The sequence below is a fragment of the Rhizobium centroccidentale genome (genome assembly GCF_030182565.1).
Classification (GTDB): domain Bacteria; phylum Pseudomonadota; class Alphaproteobacteria; order Rhizobiales; family Rhizobiaceae; genus Rhizobium.
On sequence record NZ_JAQJCG010000002.1, the window covers coordinates 311,611 to 329,383 of the forward strand.

At 60.3% G+C, this 17,773-nt stretch carries 18 protein-coding genes; 11 read left to right on the top strand and 7 right to left on the bottom strand.

The genetic code is table 11. The features are described from left to right. Positions 1-3: 3 nt before the first annotated feature. Complete coding sequence (locus PH562_RS03370) at positions 4-2,025, bottom strand: ATP-binding protein (protein ID WP_285171420.1); 2,022 nt, start codon at positions 2,023-2,025, stop codon at positions 4-6. A 329-nt stretch (positions 2,026-2,354) separates the two neighbouring features. Between PH562_RS03370 and PH562_RS03375 the strand changes: the two genes are divergently transcribed. The 3 genes from PH562_RS03375 to PH562_RS03385 all read left to right on the top strand — a co-directional run bounded on the left by PH562_RS03375 (position 2,355) and on the right by PH562_RS03385 (position 6,016). Further along, positions 2,355-4,148 (top strand): acetolactate synthase 3 large subunit, encoded by a 1,794-nt coding sequence (locus PH562_RS03375; protein WP_285171421.1) that lies wholly within the window; start codon positions 2,355-2,357, stop codon positions 4,146-4,148. An 84-nt stretch (positions 4,149-4,232) separates the two neighbouring features. Then, entirely contained in the window at positions 4,233-4,805 is a 573-nt protein-coding gene (gene ilvN / locus PH562_RS03380) for an acetolactate synthase small subunit (protein ID WP_174179833.1), read from the top strand. 203 nt (positions 4,806-5,008) lie between these two features. Further along, a complete protein-coding gene (locus tag PH562_RS03385) occupies positions 5,009-6,016 on the top strand; it encodes a capsular polysaccharide export protein, LipB/KpsS family (protein WP_285171422.1) in 1,008 nt (335 codons plus the stop codon). Positions 6,017-6,018: 2 nt separating this feature from the next. On the opposite strand, the gene PH562_RS03390 is transcribed toward PH562_RS03385, so the two are convergent. Next, positions 6,019-6,864: an aldo/keto reductase gene (locus tag PH562_RS03390; RefSeq protein WP_285171423.1), complete on the bottom strand. Its 846-nt coding sequence runs from the start codon at positions 6,862-6,864 to the stop codon at positions 6,019-6,021. Positions 6,865-7,070: 206 nt separating this feature from the next. On the opposite strand from PH562_RS03390, the gene PH562_RS03395 reads away from it, so the two are divergent. From PH562_RS03395 to PH562_RS03420, 6 genes are all read left to right on the top strand, one after another. Further along, positions 7,071-7,664 carry a LysE family translocator gene (locus PH562_RS03395; RefSeq protein WP_285171424.1) on the top strand — a complete coding sequence of 198 codons (594 nt, stop codon included), beginning with the start codon at positions 7,071-7,073 and terminating at the stop codon, positions 7,662-7,664. Positions 7,665-7,687: 23 nt separating this feature from the next. Then, entirely contained in the window at positions 7,688-8,326 is a 639-nt protein-coding gene (gene nthA, locus PH562_RS03400) for a nitrile hydratase subunit alpha (RefSeq protein WP_285171425.1), read from the top strand. Next, positions 8,323-8,982: a nitrile hydratase subunit beta gene (nthB, locus tag PH562_RS03405; protein WP_285171427.1), complete on the top strand. Its 660-nt coding sequence runs from the start codon at positions 8,323-8,325 to the stop codon at positions 8,980-8,982. The genes nthA and nthB overlap by 4 nt, the downstream gene beginning before the upstream one ends. Next, complete coding sequence (locus PH562_RS03410; RefSeq protein WP_285171428.1) at positions 8,969-9,346, top strand: nitrile hydratase accessory protein; 378 nt, start codon at positions 8,969-8,971, stop codon at positions 9,344-9,346. The genes nthB and PH562_RS03410 overlap by 14 nt, the downstream gene beginning before the upstream one ends. A 65-nt stretch (positions 9,347-9,411) precedes the next feature. Next, positions 9,412-10,539, top strand: a complete 1,128-nt coding sequence (locus tag PH562_RS03415) for an ATP-dependent DNA helicase (RefSeq protein ID WP_112605373.1) — start codon at positions 9,412-9,414, stop codon at positions 10,537-10,539. 161 nt (positions 10,540-10,700) lie between these two features. Continuing rightward, complete coding sequence (locus tag PH562_RS03420) at positions 10,701-11,453, top strand: pyridoxine 5'-phosphate synthase (protein WP_113230571.1); 753 nt, start codon at positions 10,701-10,703, stop codon at positions 11,451-11,453. Positions 11,454-11,702: 249 nt separating this feature from the next. Here PH562_RS03420 and PH562_RS03425 read toward each other — a convergent pair whose 3' ends face one another. Further along, entirely contained in the window at positions 11,703-12,590 is an 888-nt protein-coding gene (locus tag PH562_RS03425; protein WP_113230572.1) for an SDR family oxidoreductase, read from the bottom strand. Between the two features lie 138 nt (positions 12,591-12,728). Here PH562_RS03425 and PH562_RS03430 point away from each other — a divergent pair, with 138 nt between their 5' ends. Together PH562_RS03430 and PH562_RS03435 are read left to right on the top strand one after the other, a co-directional pair. Beyond that, on the top strand, positions 12,729-13,148 hold the full coding sequence (locus PH562_RS03430) for a winged helix-turn-helix transcriptional regulator (protein ID WP_285171430.1): 420 nt from the start codon (positions 12,729-12,731) through the stop codon (positions 13,146-13,148). Positions 13,149-13,157: 9 nt separating this feature from the next. Beyond that, positions 13,158-14,405, top strand: a complete 1,248-nt coding sequence (locus PH562_RS03435; RefSeq protein WP_285171431.1) for an FAD-dependent oxidoreductase — start codon at positions 13,158-13,160, stop codon at positions 14,403-14,405. Here PH562_RS03435 and PH562_RS03440 read toward each other — a convergent pair whose 3' ends face one another. The 4 genes from PH562_RS03440 to PH562_RS03455 all read right to left on the bottom strand — a co-directional run bounded on the left by PH562_RS03440 (position 14,406) and on the right by PH562_RS03455 (position 17,637). Continuing rightward, positions 14,406-15,620 (bottom strand): MFS transporter, encoded by a 1,215-nt coding sequence (locus tag PH562_RS03440; RefSeq protein WP_113230575.1) that lies wholly within the window; start codon positions 15,618-15,620, stop codon positions 14,406-14,408. 51 nt (positions 15,621-15,671) lie between these two features. Beyond that, complete coding sequence (locus PH562_RS03445) at positions 15,672-16,289, bottom strand: TetR/AcrR family transcriptional regulator (protein WP_285171434.1); 618 nt, start codon at positions 16,287-16,289, stop codon at positions 15,672-15,674. A gap of 90 nt (positions 16,290-16,379) precedes the next feature. Continuing rightward, entirely contained in the window at positions 16,380-16,880 is a 501-nt protein-coding gene (locus PH562_RS03450) for a GNAT family N-acetyltransferase (protein ID WP_285171435.1), read from the bottom strand. Positions 16,881-17,205: 325 nt separating this feature from the next. After that, positions 17,206-17,637 (bottom strand): VOC family protein, encoded by a 432-nt coding sequence (locus PH562_RS03455; protein WP_285171437.1) that lies wholly within the window; start codon positions 17,635-17,637, stop codon positions 17,206-17,208. Positions 17,638-17,773: the final 136 nt, after the last annotated feature.

The window sequence follows — 17,773 nt, forward strand, 5'->3', positions numbered from 1 at the left end:
GTATCAGTCCTTGTCGTAAAGGCTGCTGAGCGGTTTTCTCAGAATGCTCTCCCGCAAGGACGAGCCGGGTTCGCGCCGCAGGGATGGAGCGGCCTCTCTTGGCGACACCGAGCGCGTGCCTCCTTCGTCGCTGCGGAATTCGCGGCGCAATTCTGCAAGCTTGCTGTCGATCGACGTTTGCGAAGCCGCCGCGGGTTGCGGTGCGGCGGTACGAGGCAGCATGTCTGGACGATAGGGTTCGATCGGTTGCAAGCTCGATTCCGCTTGGGGCCGGATTGGCTGCTCGACCGGCACTTCATCGAAATCATCCTTGATATCCGTCACGGGCATAGCATTGTAGCTCTGCAGAGGGCTGAGATCGGGACTGGAAATCGAGCGCATACGGCTGATGATCGTGCGCAGATCGACCGTATCCGGCGAGTCCTCGCTGGCCTTCGCCACGCTGCCGCTGGCTTTCGGCAGCAGATGCCGTTCAACCTGAGAAAAGCGCATGCGCATCGGGACTGCAATAGCCTCGCCGAAGGCGATGGCTTCGCCGTTGCCGATCGATGAGAGAAAGCTGGTCGTCGAGATCGAGGAGTTCGGGATGGCCGAGCGGATGATTTCCTGGTCGCGATCATTGGCAAGGCGCATGGCAAAGAGCGTCGAGCACTGCGAAAGGATCGTCTGGTCGAGCTCGCCCGGGCGCTGGGTGATGATACCGAGCGAAACGCCATATTTGCGGCCTTCCTTGGCGATGCGGGCGATGGCCTGCCGGGTCGGAAAGAAGCCGAGCGTCGGGTCGGCGGGGATGTAGCGGTGGGCTTCCTCGCAGACGACGAGCATATGGATCGCCCCTTCGCTCCAGAGTGCCAGTTCGAAGGCCATGCGGCAAAGGACGGAGGCGACGGAATTGATGACTTCCGAGGGGATGCCCGCGAGCTGAAAGGTGCAGATCGGCTTACCGTCGCCCGGAATGCGGAAGATTTTGGCGATCGTCTCCATGATCGTATCGGTGATCGTATTGTTGGAAAACATGAAGTGATAGCGGGGGTCGTTGATGGCCGAGATGATACGCATCTTCAGCGACCGCAGATGCGGCTTTTCCTGGCGGCCTTCAAGGCGGCCGATACGCTCGTCGATCAGCGCCAATAGATCGGCCATGCGGTAGGGAACCGGCGTGTCCGCCGTCACCGAGGACTTTTCCGTCTGGCGGCGCATCAGGGTGGAATCGTTGCCTCGGAAGGCGCGTCTCGCTTCAGGGATAAGGTCACGCAGCGCGTCGAGTTCCTCGGGGATCGCCGGCCGGCCGCGGAAGACGACTTCGCTGAATTCCTCAAGCCGCATCAGCCAGAAGGGCAGGTCGAGCGTATCGGTGTCGATGACGACGGCGTGCTTCGGAAAGGCGGCTGCGAATTCGTTGTGCGGATCGAGGATCAGCACGCGCAGTTTCGGATCGGCAGTGATCGCCTTATGTAGCAACAGCGAGACGGCGGTGGATTTGCCGACGCCGGTCGAGCCGACCACGGCGAAATGCTTCGCCAGCATCGAGGGGATGTGGATGGCGGCATCGATGCTTTCGTCCTGCGTCAGCTTGCCGATGACGCAGCTGCTGCCCTTGCCGGCATCGAAAATGCGCATGAGGTCGGCGGCGCGGATGCGGTGTGCGATGGCGCCGAGATATGGGTAAGCGGAAATGCCACTCGAAAACTCCTCGCGGCCATCCGGTCCGACGCGGACTTCACCCAGCAGCTCGACCTCGATGCGGAAGAGATTATCCTGCCCTTCACCCCAGCCGACGCTTTGCGTGTTCATCGCATAGACGAGGGCAGCGACGCGGTTCTTCCCGACACTAATGGAAATCAGCCGGCCGACCGACCAGAGTTCGGTCAGGTCCGTGCCGCCGGCCTCGGCCACGGCGGCGATCGTCGCTCTCGAGCCATTGCACGCGACGACGCGACCGAGGAAGCGATTTCCCGGTTTCAATCTATCGCGGCGATCAAGATCTCCAGCGTTGCCTGATGTCTGCAGATCGTTATTCAGCAAACAGTTACCCCAATCATTAGTGGCTGGAGCATAGAGACGCTGGCTTAATAAAATCCTGTCGACCACCCGCGCTTTTTATGGGGTTTCCGCGGCGCCGCGATTTTTTATTGCTTCACGCGTTGACGCTTCGAAATTTTCTGTCTATCACTTCGCCCCATGAAAAACTCGATCGTTCTTATCGTGGTGGGAAGGCGCATGGGCAGGATGGTGTAACCATCCGGCGATAGCCACCCATGCGCTAGATGACAGGCTCCCCAAGGGGCCTTTTTTTATGCCCGAAATCGAGATTTCATCTTTCCAAACCTCCAGCAGACAAGCGGAACAAACGTATGACCGGCACAGATAATCAGGCGAGCGGCAATCGAATGACAGGCGCGGAGATCGTGTTGCAGGCGCTCAAGGACAACGGCGTCGAACACATCTTCGGTTATCCGGGCGGCGCCGTGCTTCCGATCTATGACGAGATCTTCCAGCAGGACGATATCAAGCACATTCTCGTTCGCCACGAGCAGGGCGCCGGCCATGCGGCCGAAGGCTATGCCCGCTCCACCGGCAAGGTCGGCGTCATGCTGGTTACCTCCGGTCCGGGTGCGACGAATGCCGTCACCCCGCTGCAGGACGCCTTGATGGATTCGATCCCGCTCGTCTGCCTCAGCGGTCAGGTTCCGACGACGCTGATCGGCTCCGATGCTTTCCAGGAATGCGACACCGTCGGCATCACGCGGCCGTGCACCAAGCACAACTGGCTGGTCAAGGACGTCAACGAGCTGGCTGCCGTCATCCACGAAGCCTTCCGCATCGCCCAATCCGGCCGCCCGGGGCCTGTCGTCGTCGACATCCCGAAGGACATCCAGTTTGCGACCGGCACCTATACGCCGCCGGAAGCGCACCATGTCCAGAAGAGCTATCAGCCGAAGATCCAGGGCGATCTCAACAAGATCACCCAGGCGATCGAGTTGATGAAGAATGCCCGTCGTCCCGTCATCTATTCCGGTGGCGGTGTCGTCAATTCCGGCCCGGAAGCTTGCAAGCTGCTGCGCGAGCTGGTCGAGCTCACCGATTTCCCGATCACCTCGACGCTGATGGGCCTCGGCGCCTATCCTGCATCCGGCAAGAACTGGCTCGGCATGCTCGGCATGCATGGTTCCTACGAAGCCAACATGGCGATGCACGATTGTGACGTCATGGTCTGTATCGGCGCACGCTTCGACGACCGCATTACCGGCCGCCTGAACGCCTTCTCGCCGAATTCGAAGAAGATCCATATCGATATCGATCCGTCCTCGATCAACAAGAACGTCCGCGTCGATGTCGGCATCCTCGGCGATGTCGGCAACGTTCTGGAAGACATGGTTCGCCTTTGGCGCGCGCTGCCGCAGAAGCCGGCCGCGGAGCGTCTGGGAGACTGGTGGGCTGACGTTGCCCGCTGGCGTGCGCGCAATTCCTTCGCCTACAAACCGAGCGACGATGTCATCATGCCGCAATATGCGATCCAGCGCCTCTATGAGCTGACCAAGCATCGCGACACCTACATCACGACCGAAGTCGGCCAGCATCAGATGTGGGCTGCACAGTTCTACGGTTTCGAACAGCCGAACCGCTGGATGACCTCGGGCGGCCTCGGCACCATGGGCTACGGCCTGCCGGCGGCACTCGGCGTTCAAATTGCCCATCCGGAGAGCCTGGTCATCGACATTGCCGGCGATGCCTCGATCCAGATGTGCATTCAGGAAATGTCGGCGGCCATCCAGCACAATGCGCCGATCAAGATCTTCATCCTGAACAACCAGTATATGGGCATGGTTCGCCAGTGGCAGCAGCTGCTGCATGGCAACCGCCTGTCCAACTCTTATACCGAGGCGATGCCTGATTTCGTCAAGCTTGCTGAAGCCTATGGCGCTGTCGGGCTGCGTTGCGAAAAGCCGGGGGATCTCGATGCCGCCATCCAGGAAATGATCGACGTCAAAAAGCCGGTCATCTTCGATTGCCGCGTTGCCAATCTCGCCAACTGCTTCCCGATGATCCCCTCGGGCAAAGCGCATAACGAAATGCTGCTGCCTGATGAGGCGACCGACGAAGCGGTTGCCAACGCCATCGACGCCAAGGGTCGCCAGCTGGTCTGATCGACAGCTGGGGCGCGGCGAAAGCTGCGCCTCGCCGATCTCGCCAGCATATCGAACAAGAACCGAGGAAACGGAACAAGGATAATGAACGCACACCTTCAACCCACGGGCTCCGCCTATTTCATTTCGCCGGAAACCGCGGCGGCTGAGAGCCACACGCTTTCGGTGCTCGTCGACAACGAGCCCGGCGTTCTTGCCCGCGTCATCGGCCTCTTCTCCGGCCGGGGATACAACATCGAAAGCCTCACGGTCTCTGAGACCGAGCATCAGGCGCATCTGTCGCGCATCACCATCGTCACGCGCGGCACGCCACAGGTACTGGAACAGATCAAGGCGCAGCTTGAGCGTATCGTTCCCGTTCACCGCGTCGTCGATCTGACGGTGCGCGCCCGCGAACTCGGCCAGGAACGGCCGATCGAGCGCGAAGTGGCGCTGCTGAAAGTGACCGGAAGCGGGGAGATGCGCGCCGAAACGCTGCGGCTGGCCGACGCCTTCCACGCCAAGGTGGTGGATGCGACCGTCGAGCATTTCATTCTCGAGATCACCGGCAAGTCCTCGAAGATCGACCAGTTCATCGCCATCATCAAGCCGCTCGGCCTCATCGAAGTCTGCCGCACTGGCATTGCCGCGATGAACCGCGGTTCGCAGGGGATGTAAGGCCTACGGCGTTGAGGGGGCATCGCATATGAGGCAAATCGGGGCTGCAAATTCCTTCTCCCCTTGGAGAGAAGGTGGCCCGAAGGGCCGGATGGGGGGGACTTCCCGATTTGAATTCACGAATTTTCGTGCTCCTGGCAGACACCCCCTCATCCGCCTGACGGCACCTTCTCCCGGAGGGGAGAAGGGGAAACACGGCAACAATGGCTGAGATCGGCAGAAAACCATGGCATCCGCCTGATGATATGCGTCTCGGCGCTGCGTTCTTCGTCCGTGGCGATTTTCCCTGGCTTGGGCATTATTTCGGCTCGCAGAAACTGGCTTCGATCCTTTCTCCCGGAATAGGCGGCGTCGTCTCCTGGGGCGGCCGTGCGCCGGCCAAAGTGGCTCATAGGATTGCCCGCTTCCGCCGCCTTCGGCACTGGCATCTGGAAGATGGTTTTCTCCGATCCGTGGGGCTTGGCAAGTCCGGCGCCATTCCACTGTCCATCGTCATCGACGATCTTGGCCTGCCCGTCGATGCAAACAGGCCGTCACGGCTTGAGCGGCTGATAGAGGGCGCGGGAGAGGCAGGAGATCTCGGCCGCGCCATTCGCGAGCAGATCGTTCTCAACAGGCTTTCGAAATACAATCATCTTCCTCATCGTCCGCCTCGCATCGAGCAAACGAAGAAGCGGCGCATTCTGCTCGTCGATCAAGTCGTCGGCGACGTTTCCGTCGGCCGTGCGCTCGGCTCAAAGACTTCTTTCGAGAAGATGCTTGTGGACGGGCTGGCGAGCGGTGCGCAATGCCTGATCCGCACCCATCCGGATGTGATGGCCGGACTTCGTAAGGGCCATCTTACGGATGGCGCTTCGAAAGGCGATGCAATCCTTGTCGGCGACGAGGTGTCGGTAGCGTCGATCCTCGAAGTCGTCGATGAAGTCTGGACGGTCTCCAGCCAATTTGGCTTCGATGCGTTGCTGCGCGGCATTCCGGTTCGCTGCTATGCCGCGCCGTTTTATGCCGGGTGGGGCGTGACCGAGGATCATTTCGGCGTCCATACCAAGGCTGCGCTCGCCGGACGTCGAACGAAGCTGCGGACGGTCGATCAGATCGCCGCTGCCGCTTTTTCACTTTATCCGACCTATCGTGATCCCAGCGACTGGCGTGAAATGGATGTTTTCCAAGCGATCGACCTGATCGTCGCGCAGCAGAAGGCGGCTGCCTGAACCTACAGCATGTCCAGCGACTTCTTCCGCGACGGCGGCGGGAAGGCAGCATCGAGCACGGCCCAATCCTCATCGGTAATATCGATATCGACAGAGTCACGGTTTTCCTCGATGCGCTGCGCGTTCGAGGATTTCGGGATGGATATAACGCCATCGCGCTCCAGCAGAAAGGCGAGGGCAATCTGGGCCGGGGTCGCCTGATAAGTCTTGGCGACGCGGATCAGCTCGGGATGGTGGAGCAGGCGGCCTTGCTCGATCGGGGAATAGGCCATGATCGGAATGCTGCGCTCCTGGCACCAGGGCAGCAGATCGTATTCGATGCCGCGCCGGGAGAGATTGTAGAGCACCTGATTGGCCGCGACATTGCCGCCGTTCGGCACGGAAAACAGGTCGTTCATATCCGCGACATCGAAATTCGACACACCCCAGGCTTCGATCTTGCCCGCAGCCTTCAGGCCTTCGAAAGCTTCCACCGTCTCCTCAAGCGGGTAGCTTCCCCGCCAGTGCAGTAGATAGAGATCAAGGCGATCGGTATTCAGGCGCTTCAGGCTGCGTTCACAGGCTTCGATTGCGCCTTTGCGGCTGGCATTGGCGGGATAGACCTTGCTAACCAGGAAGACCTCATCGCGCCGCCCTTCGATCGCCTTGCCGACCACTTCTTCGGAACCGCCATCGGCATACATTTCCGCCGTGTCGATCAGTGTCATGCCGAGATCAAGGCCGGTTTTCAGGCTCGCGATTTCGTCCCTGGCAGTCGCGGCGCTCTCCCCCATATTCCACGTTCCCTGGCCAAGCGCCGGAACCTGGATGCCCGAGGGAAGGGTGACGGTTGGGATGGGCTCGCGCATGGTCATTCCTCATTGCAGAAAACCGAAGGATAGGAGCATTCAACCGGATTTCAATCGACATCCGTCATGTCACCGTGACAATCACCCTATGGCTTTCGTATGGCCGCCGAACTAATGTCGCACGACCATGCGCGGTCGCATTTTTGCGCGCATGACGAAGGATTTTGGATGCCGTCTTGTCACGATACGGTGTCCTGGGAGGCATCATGGCGCTGGATACATTTCTGGCTCTTCTACTTTTTGCATTCACGACCTCGATCACGCCCGGACCGAACAACATGATGTTGTTTACCTCCGGTGTGAACTTCGGTTTCCGGCGCACCATTCCGCACATGCTCGGTATCGGGGTTGGCTTTTTTGTGCTGCTGATTGCAGTGGGATTGGGATTGGGTGCGCTTCTGCACACGGTGCCGGTGCTCTATACCGCGCTTAAATTCGCCGGGGGAGCTTACCTTGTCTGGATTGCCTGGAAGATCGGCACCTCGCGCAGCCTGAGCGAGGCGGAAAGCGATGCAAAGCCGATGAGTTTCATCAGCGCTGCTGCGTTCCAATGGGTCAACCCCAAGGCGTGGGTGATGGCCATCACCGCCATGGCCACTTACACAAATGAGCAGCTATATCTCTTCACTGTCCTTCTCGTCGGGTTCGCATTTGCCGCTGTGAACGTCCCCAGCGTATCGACCTGGGCCGGCTTCGGCTCCGTCCTGCGCGATTGGCTCTCCGATCCCATCAGGCTGAAATGGTTCAACATAACCATGGCCGTTCTGCTGGTGCTCAGTCTCTGGCCGATGTTAAAGTAGGCGCAAAGAGACAGGAGACGGCCATGTCCCACCACCACTCGCATGATGACGACGATCACCATCATCACGACAACTACTATTCGGACATGCAGGCCCGGGTAAAGGCGCTGGAGACAATGCTGACGGAAAAGGGTTTGATCGATCCGGCGGCGATCGACCGCATCGTCGAGACCTATGAGACGAAGGTCGGGCCGCGTAACGGGGCGCAGGTGGTGGCGAAAGCCTGGAGCGATCCAGATTTCGCCGACTGGCTACGGCGCGATGCTACAGCGGCGATCGCAAGCCTCGGCTTTACCGGCAGACAGGGCGAGCACATGCGCGCGGTATTCAATACGCCGGAAACGCATAATCTGATCGTCTGCACGCTCTGCTCCTGCTATCCTTGGGCCGTGCTCGGGCTGCCGCCGGTCTGGTATAAGGCGCCCGCCTACCGCTCGCGTGCGGTGATCGACCCACGCGGCGTGCTCGCCGAATTCGGTCTGACACTGCCACAGGAGACGAAGATCCGCGTATGGGATTCGACGGCGGAACTTCGCTATCTGGTGATCCCCGAGCCGCCGGCTGGTTCCGAAGGCATGGACGAGGCGGCGCTGGCGGATCTCGTCAGCCGTGACGCGATGATCGGCACGGCGGTCGCCAAGACACCTGAGGCTGCGCTATGAACGGCCCCCATGATCTCGGCGGCCAGATGGGCTTCGGCCCCGTAGCGCCGGAACAGAACGAGCCCATTTTCCATGCCGAATGGGAAAAGCGTGCGCTTGGCATCACGCTCTCCTGCGGTGCCTTTGGCGCTTGGAGTATCGATGAAAGCCGGCATGCACGCGAAAACATTCCACCTGCTGATTATCTGGATGCCAGCTACTACGAGATCTGGACCCGCGCCGTCGATATGCTGCTGGAGCGGCATGGTTTTGCCACGGCGGAGGAGTTGCGCAGCGGCCATTCGCTCGAACAGGGCAGGGCGCCGAAGCGAATTTTGAAGGCCGATATGGCCGATGGCGTCTTGGCCAAGGGCGGCCCCTGCGATCGGCCGCTCGATACTGCACCGCTCTTTGCCGTCGGCGATCATGTGCGGACTAGGAACTTCAATCCGACCGGTCATACCAGATTGCCGCGCTATGCCCGCGCAAAGATGGGTGTCGTCGAGGCAGTGCAGGGCTCCTTCGTCTTCCCCGACGACAATGCCCATGGCCGGGGCGAAAATCCCCAATGGGTCTATACGGTCGTCTTCGAGGGTGTGGAGATCTGGGGCGACGGAGCTGATCCCTCTCTGACGGTCTCGATCGATGCCTGGGAGAGCTATCTTGAGCGCGTGTGAGATCGCGTCGCCTCTGGCGCAATCGCCGCAGTTGCCGAAATCTGCCGATGGCGAGCCGGTCTTTCCCGAACCCTGGGCGGCAGAGGCTTTCGCCATGACCGTTCATCTGCATGAGAACGGCCTGTTTGCCTGGAGCGAATGGGCGGAGCAGTTGTCGGCGGAACTGCACAAGCCGGGCCGAGCGATTGACGGCAGCGATTATTTCGACTGCTGGGTGGCTGCTTTGTCAGGGCTGCTGGTCGCGAAGGGCATTGCCGATGCCGACGCGATTGTGGCTTTACAGCAAAGCTGGCAACGTGCGGCCGAGGCAACGCCGCATGGCAAGCCGATCGTGTTGGAAAGCGATCCTCACTATGCGACATGAGCGCTCGCGGCGGCGCTGGCTTTTTACCGCTTGCTTCCATCAGCCGAATCCTGCCAAGTCGATCCATGCAATTCGCGCCGCAACAAGATGAAGCGCTCAAGGCCGTCGCAAACTGGCTGAAAGAGGGGCGTTCGCCGTTGTTCCGTCTGTTCGGCTATGCCGGCACGGGCAAGACGACGCTTGCGCGGCATTTTGCCGAGCATGTGGATGGCGATGTGCTGTTTGCGGCCTTTACCGGCAAGGCGGCTCAGGTGCTGCGCTCGCGCGGCGCCTCGAATGCCAAGACCATCCATTCGCTGATCTACCGGCCGCGCGGCGAGGAAGCCGTCGAGGACGAGGAGACGGGTAAGACGTCGATCGCTCCGATGTTCACCATCAATCGCCAGAGCCCGGTCGCCAAGGCTGCGCTGATCATCGTCGACGAATGCTCGATGGTGGACGAAGCGCTCGGCAAGGATCTGATGAGTTTCGGCACGCCCATTCTCGTCCTTGGCGATCCCGGGCAGCTGCCGCCCGTTTCCGGCGGTGGGTTCTTCACGAACGAGGAGCCGGATTATCTGCTGACGGATATTCATCGTCAGGCCCGCGACAATCCGATCATCCAGCTCGCCATGCAGGTGCGTGAGGGCAAGGAAATCATGCATGGCGACTATGGCACCGCGCAGGTGATCTCGAAAAACGAGGTCACACAGCCGCTGGTGCTGGAGGCCGATCAGGTGCTCGTCGGCACCAACAGGACGCGGCGGCGCTACAATCAGCGCCTGCGCGAGCTGAAAGGATTTACTGCGGAGTACCCGCAATCCGGCGACAAGCTGGTCTGCCTGCGCAACGATCCCGCCAAGGGGCTGCTCAACGGCTCGCTCTGGCAGGTGATGACGTCTTCCAGAGAAACGACAAAGCCGGGCATCAATCTGCTGGTGCGCCCGGAAGATGACGACATGGATCGCGGGGCCGCGAAGATCAAGCTCTTGAAGCAGGCCTTCGAGGATGTCGAGGGCGAGATTCCGTGGTCGACCCGAAAGCGCTATGACGAATTCGACTACGGCTACGCTCTGACGGTGCATAAGGCCCAGGGTTCGCAGTGGAACAACGTGGTGCTATTCGATGAGAGCTGGGCGTTCCGCGATACGCGGGAGCGTTGGCTCTATACGGCCATTACCCGCGCCGCCGAGACGCTGACCATCGTCCGCTAATGGCTTCAAGCTCCTTGATGGGGCGTCACTATGTGGTGACACATGTGCCGTGTTGCCATCAAAGTTTTGCATGGATAGATGTCGGAATCTCGTTGGTTTTGCTGGCGATAATGGCATAAAACGGGTGCTACTATCCGCTTTGAAAATCAGGGATTTCCACCATGCCCGCCAAGCTTTCCGTGAACCTCAACGCCATCGCGATGCTGCGCAACCGGCGTGATCTTCCCTGGCCGAGCGTCACGGGCTTGGGACGCATCGCGCTTGCCGCCGGCGCCAGCGGTCTGACCGTTCATCCGCGTCCCGATCAGCGGCATGTGCGCTTTTCCGACCTGCCAGACATCCGTGCGCTGATCGATGACGAGTTTCCGGAGGCGGAATTCAATATCGAGGGCTATCCAAGCGACGAGTTCTTCGATCTCTGTGCTTCGGCAGAGCCTGAGCAGGTGACGCTCGTGCCCGATGATCCGGCACAAGCGACCTCGGATCATGGCTGGGATTTTCGTGAGAATCGCGAGCTGCTGGTCGATGTCGTCGCCAAGTACAAGACGATCGGCTGCCGTGTGTCGCTGTTTGCCGATGGCGACGGCGATGCCGAGGCGGTGAAGATCGCGAGGGAAGTCGGCGCCGATCGCATCGAGCTTTACACTGGCCCTTACGGCGGCTGCTATGATGATCCGCAGAAGGCTGCCGTCATCCTCGAAGCGCTCGGCAAGACCGCCGATGCAGCCTTTGCCAACGGCCTCGACGTCAATGCTGGCCACGATTTGACTGTTGCCAACCTGCCGGCGCTGCTGAAGCGCATTCCGAAGCTCGCGGAGACCTCGATTGGCCATGGGCTGACCGCCGATGCGCTGGAATATGGCATGGCCGAAACGGTGCGCCGCTTCCGTCGGGCTTGCGGTCAGGTGGTTTGATGGGGGATGGCTTTGGGCTGGTCGGGCAAGTTTGTTGTTGCCGCGCCTTCTGGCCTGGCCCCTCATCCTAGCCTTCTCCCCGCTTGCGGGGAGAAGGGACGACAGCGCAAAATGGCGGCGGCATCACTCGATTAGAGCTTGCGCACGAAGCACCAAAACTCCCTCGCCCCGCTTGCGAGGAGAGGGCCGGGGTGAGGGGCCAGGCGCAAGGGTGCGGCAAACGAAGTCTCACCTGACCTTCGCCAAAACTCAGCCAGCCAACGCGGCCTTGTGTTCCTCGAAGAAGCTGCGCAGCGTCTGCGGCTCCTTGCCTGTGAGCTTGTTGAAGTCGTTGGTGAGAATGTCGAATTTGCCGGCGCGGGTATTGGCTTCGGAGGAGACCAGCATGTCCACCACGAACTTCGGCAGACCGGCGCCGGTGAGGCCGGCGGCAAGCTGTTCGTCATTGACCTGAACGACTTCGAGCGGACGACCGGTGATCCGGCTCACGACGCTTGCGACGTCCTCGATGGTGACGGCAGTCGAGCCCGTCAGCGTGTAGGTGACGCTTTCTGTTGCATCGGAAGCCAGTGCTGCGGCGATGGCGAGTGCGCAATCTTCGCGGCTGATGTTGCTGACCCGGCCGCCGCCGGTTGCCGTGTACCATTTACCGGTGTCGAGGCTGTGCGGCAGGCCCATCAGGTAGTTGTCGAAATACCAGGCGTCGCGCAGGATCGTGTAGCCGATGCCGCTTGCCTTGATGGCGTTTTCCGTGCCGAGGTGATCGGGCGCGAAGCTGACGAGCGAACCTTCGGGGGCTGGCATTGAGGTGTAGAGAACATGCTTGACGCCAGCCTTCTTGGCGGCTTCGACAGCAGCCGTGTGCTGCTTCAGGCGCAGGCTGGGCACGGCGAGCGCGTCGGTGCTGATGATCAGCAGCCGGTCGACGCCGGTGAAGGCAGCGGACAAGCTGGCGGCGTCATCGAAGTCGGCCTTGCGGGTGACGACGCCTTTGGCGGCGAGATCGGCAAGCTTCTCCGGGCTGCGCGTGGCGGCGATGATGCGGCCGGGAGCAACCTTGTATGTCTCCAGCAGGTGATGGATGACGCGCTGGCCAAGCTTACCGGCAGCGCCGGTGACGAGAAGAGTGCTGCTCATATGTTTTCCCTTGTTGGACCGCCGCAAATTCGCAGAGGCTTTGTTGCTCTCAAAAAGAGACTAGCACTAGAATAGGAATTGACTTCACGCTGTAAAGGAGGCAGTTTTTCGGCTCCAAGTTACCAAAAGGGAACCGGCATGGCAGCCAGCGCCGTCGTCAATCTGCGTGACAGCATAGATCCACCGTTACGCGACGTCGATCTCAGCAATCTCGATTTCAGCAACTGTCCGGTGCGGGACCTTATCTCGCAGATCGGTGGAAAATGGTCGGTGCTATTGCTGGAAACACTAGCTAAACGACCGTATCGTTTTGGCGAGTTGCGCCGCCTGGTGCCCGATATTTCCCAGCGCATGCTGACACAAACGCTGCGCGACCTCCAGCGCGACGGCTATGTCGATCGCGAGGTCTTTCCCACGAAGCCGCCAAGCGTCGAATACCGCATGACGGATCTCGGCTACTCGCTTTACGAGCCGCTGGCGCTGCTTCTGAATTGGGCCGAGGCCAATCATGAAGCCGTTAAGGCCGCAAGAGCGCGTTTCGATCAATCGCCGGACTGAGCCGTCACAGTGAAGCCGTTGAAGATCGCCATAATCGGCGCCGGACCTGCCGGTCTTGCCGCCTCCCTCTTTCTCACTCGCGCTGGCCATACGACCGATATCATCGAACGGTTCGATAGCCCGGCCCCTGTCGGCTCCGCGCTGATGCTGCAGCCGACGGGATTGACCGTGCTGGAATCGCTCGGACTTGGTCCGGCTATCCACGCCGCCGGCAACCGCATCGACCGCCTGTTCGGCACGGAAACCACCCGCGGCCGCATCGTCCTCGATGTGCGCTACAATGCATTGCCAGGCGGGCGCTATGGGCTTGGCGTTCATCGTGCGGCCCTGTTCGATACGCTTTACGATGAGGTCTCTGCGCGGCGACATCCGATTCATACTGGGCAGCGGGTTATCGGTGTGACGGAGGAGGGCGATGAAAGCTATCTCTCTGTCGAAGGCGACGAGCGCCTCGGGCCTTACGATCTCGTCATCGACGCCAGTGGTGCGCGCTCCGAGCTTGTGTCGGCATCGCGCGTAGCGCCGCGTGCACGAAATCTCGTCTACGGCGCCTTCTGGGCGACGCTCAACTGTCCGGATGGGCTCGTAGATCAGGCGGCGCTGACGCAGCGCTATGACAAGGCCAGCGTGATGATCGGCGTCTTGCCGATCGCCAGCAGAAGGCCTGATTTGCCGAAGCAGGCGGCTCTGTTCTGGAGCCTGAAAGTCGCCGACGCCGATGAGGTGCGCAGGCTTGGGCTCGAGCGTTGGAAACAGACGATTCGTAATTACTGGCCGGAATGCGAGCCCTTGCTGGAGCAGATCACGGATTGGGATCAGTTGACGCTGGCACGCTATGCCCATCGCACTGTGATGACGCCCTATAGCGGGCGGACTGTCTTCGTCGGCGATGCGGCCCATTCCACCAGCCCGCAGCTCGGGCAGGGCGCCAACATGGCGTTGCTCGATGTTGCTGCGTTAGCGCATGCGCTTGCGGGGCATGAAACCATCGAGGCTGCTCTTGCTGCCTATGCCAAGGCACGGCGGATGCATGTGCGGCTGTTCCAGCTGCTCTCTGCCGCCTTCACGCCCTTTTACCAATCGGATTCGGCAGCATTGGCCTGGATCAGGGATCGGTTGGTCGCCACCATCGCCAAAGTGCCGCCCGCACCGCAGATCCTAGCCGGTATTGTCTCCGGCACGCTGATCGACCCGTTCCGCGGCGCAGGCTTGCGGGAATGTGACTGGCTGCGGCGGGCGGTACCGCAGCCGTCGTGATCATTTTTCCCTCTCGGTCAGATAGGCAAGCAGCGCAATGACCGGGAAGGCGACGCCGATCCAGGAGGCCATGTTCCAGCCGCCGGTGGCATAGGCCCAGCCGCCAAGCGCCGAGCCGAGGGCGCCGCCGGCGAAAAAGGTCGCCATATAGAGGCCGTTGAGGCGACTGCGATGTTCGGCACTGAGCGCGAAGATGGCGCGTTGACCGAGCACGAGATTCGTCTGGACGCCGAAGTCGAGCATGATGCCTGACAGCGTCAGCGTGATCAGCGCCAGCAACGAGCCGCTGCCGGAAAAATGGCCGATCAGGAAGGCGATGATGGCGAGCACCAGGGCGAAGGCGGTCGCAAGCTTCGTCCAGCCGCGATCGGCAACGCGTCCGGCAATCGGCGAGGCGACGGCACCGGCGGCGCCGGCAAGTGCGAACAGGGCGATGCCATTCTGTGTTAGACTAAAAGCCGGGCTTGCCAGCAGCAGCGGCGTCGTCGTCCAGAAGAGGCTGAAGGCGCCGAACATGCAGGCCTGATAGAGCGCACGCCGCTGCAGGACCGGTGTGCGGAGCGCGAGGTGGCCCATGGAGGACAGCAGCTGCCCATAATGGAGTTTCGTATGGGGCACGCGGGTCGGCAGAACGAGGCGCAGGATAACGATCAGCCCGATCATGACGCCGGCCGAGATGATGTAGACCGCGTGCCAGGAGAGAAGCTCGGACAGGAAGCTCGCAGCCGGACGGGCCAGCATGATGCCGACGAGCAGGCCGCTCATGACATTGCCGACGACAGCGCCGCGGCTGGCGTCAGGCGCCATATGGGCGGCGAAAGGGACAAGGACCTGCACCGCGACGGATGCAAGGCCGATGCAGAGCGAGGCGAGCAGGAACAGCGACGGCGAGGAGGCAAAAGCGGCGCCTATGAGCGCGATGGCGGATAACGCTACCAGCGTCAGCACCAGCTTACGGTTCTCAAGAAGATCGCCGAGCGGCACGATCAGTAGGAGACCGAGGCCGTAGCCGATCTGCGTCAACGTAACGATGAGGCCGGTCGCCGCCGGGCTGAAGCCGAGCGACTGGCTGATGGGGCCGGCAAGCGGCTGGCCATAATAGAGATTGGCAGCCACCAGTCCGCAGGCGGCGGCGAACATGAATGTCAGCAGTGGTGAAAGGGTCTTTTCCGGGAGCGGTGTGCTCTCCCGTCTGGCGGCGGCAGTTGCGGGCATGTCTCGTCCTCAATAGGGGCGGGGTTATGTTCCCCGAAATCTCAATGAAAATCAGTTCAGCAGTTTCATGGCCGTCTCGGCGACGGCGAGCATCTGTTCGGTCTTGCGGCCGGTCTTGCCGATCACGCGCATGCCCTTCGTCAGGGCCAGCAGGGTGCAGGCGGTACTTTCCGGATCGACATGCTTCGGCACGGAGCCATCCTCTTGCCCGAGACGGATCAGATTGAGGATGCGTCTTTCGTCGAAATCGAAGGCGACGCCGACGCGACCGGCGACCTCTTCGTCGAAAAGCGCAAGCTCGGTCGCGCTTCCGACCACGAGGCAGCCGCGGCGGCCGATCTCCCCGGATGAGGCCTCCGCGAAGAACATCACCAAGGCACGAAGTTTTTCATGAGCATTTGGAGCTTCCGCAAGCGTCTCGTCGATGAGCTGCTGGCGGACCTGGCGATACCGGTTGAACGCGGCGAGGAAGACGCCGCGCTTGTCGCCGAAAGCCTTGTAGACGCTGCCTGCGGTCAGGCCCATGGCCTCGGTCAATTCGCTGATCGAGGCGGCATGATAGCCGCGCTCGGAAAAAACGCGCAGGGCCTCGTCCAGCGCGGAATCCATGTCGAATTCACGCGGGCGTCCACGAAGCTTCGGTGCGATGTCGAGTGTGTCTATTGTCATGTTGCTCTTTTAGGAAATGATCGTTTCCAAATCAAGCGAATTTTTGCGCCGCAGCAAGAATCGGAAGAATAGTGACTGCGACTGGTCTCGCTACTCGTGGAAAAACGCCATGTGGATCGCGTCCTTATAGCGGCCGTCTATGCGCACAGAATTGCGGGCAAGGCCCTCTCGGACGAAACCAACTTTCTCATAGAGCGCGATGGCCCTGTCATTGTCGGAATGCACGCTGAGTTCGATGCGTTCCATTCCTGCATTACGCGCGGCGATCAGCGTCGTCTCTATCAATCGGCGTCCCAACCCCCGGCCGCGATAGGCGGGTAAGATGCCCATGCCGAGCTTGCCGGCGTGGGCATGGGAGGAAAAGCCATGACGGCTGATGTCGCACCAGCCGACCACCTTCTCATCATCTAAGGCGACAAACTGCGGATTGCCTTTTTCGATCATGCCAAGCACGAAAATGCGTGTTTTTTCCAGCGGAAAGGCTTCGAGCAGCGACAGATATTCCCGCTCACGCGCGACCGTATCGAGCGCCTTGTGAAAACCTTCGATGTACTCGGTTGATATGGGTTCTATCCGGATTTCGGTGGTCATAGAAAACGGCTCGATGCAAATAGAGGGTGCATCGAGGATATGGTTCAACTAAGTGGCTGTCTACCCACCCACCTTTCCAATGGCCTACTTCCTCGACCCGGGCCGGTTTCGGGCAACCCCTCGTACAGACACTTCGAGGCTGTTCGAAAGCCAGCTCGAGGGTTCCGCCGCACGGTACGAAAAGCCGAGCCATGTGAAACACGGCTCGGAAGGTTTGCCAATGTTGGTCCACACGCGGACTTTCGATACGTGCGGCCTTAGTTCATGACATTGATGTCGTCAGCAGTGAGAAGTTTCCTGTCGGCGAATGTAACTGACTGAAATATCAAACGGGCTCGTCGCCGCTGTGGCTGGTGTAGAAACTGATCCCATTGCCGTCGGGGTCCTGTAGCGAGAAGTAATGATGACCGTATAGCTCACTGTCCGCGATGGTTGATGGTGAATATCCCTTATCGATCAGGCTGACCCTGTAGTGTTCCAGATCCGCTTTGGCGTGGCCTGCGATCATCAGATCTATTTTTTCGCCGCTAAAATCTGGCCTCTGGCCATTGTGGCTGTTTTGCAAGGTCGAAACCTGATCGTCGTCTTTTTGAAACAGTAGCAAATGCGTACCACCACGCATTTCAACGACCGCCAGTCCGGGAAATGTGCCGAACGGGCGCAGGCCTAGCCCGATATAAAATTGATAGCTCGCCCCGATATTTTCCACTTTCATAACAAAGTGACCGAGCGCTGCGGCGGGTAAGTGATTTTCCATTTTAGGTCCTTTCATCGAGTCCTAAGGGTTAGCTAGGAAGGAATCTTGCAGCACGGCTACTGCCGTGCTAATCCGACCGTATAGTCGGAAATTAATTCAGACTGAACAGTCGAAAATTATATGCGACTGGCCAGTC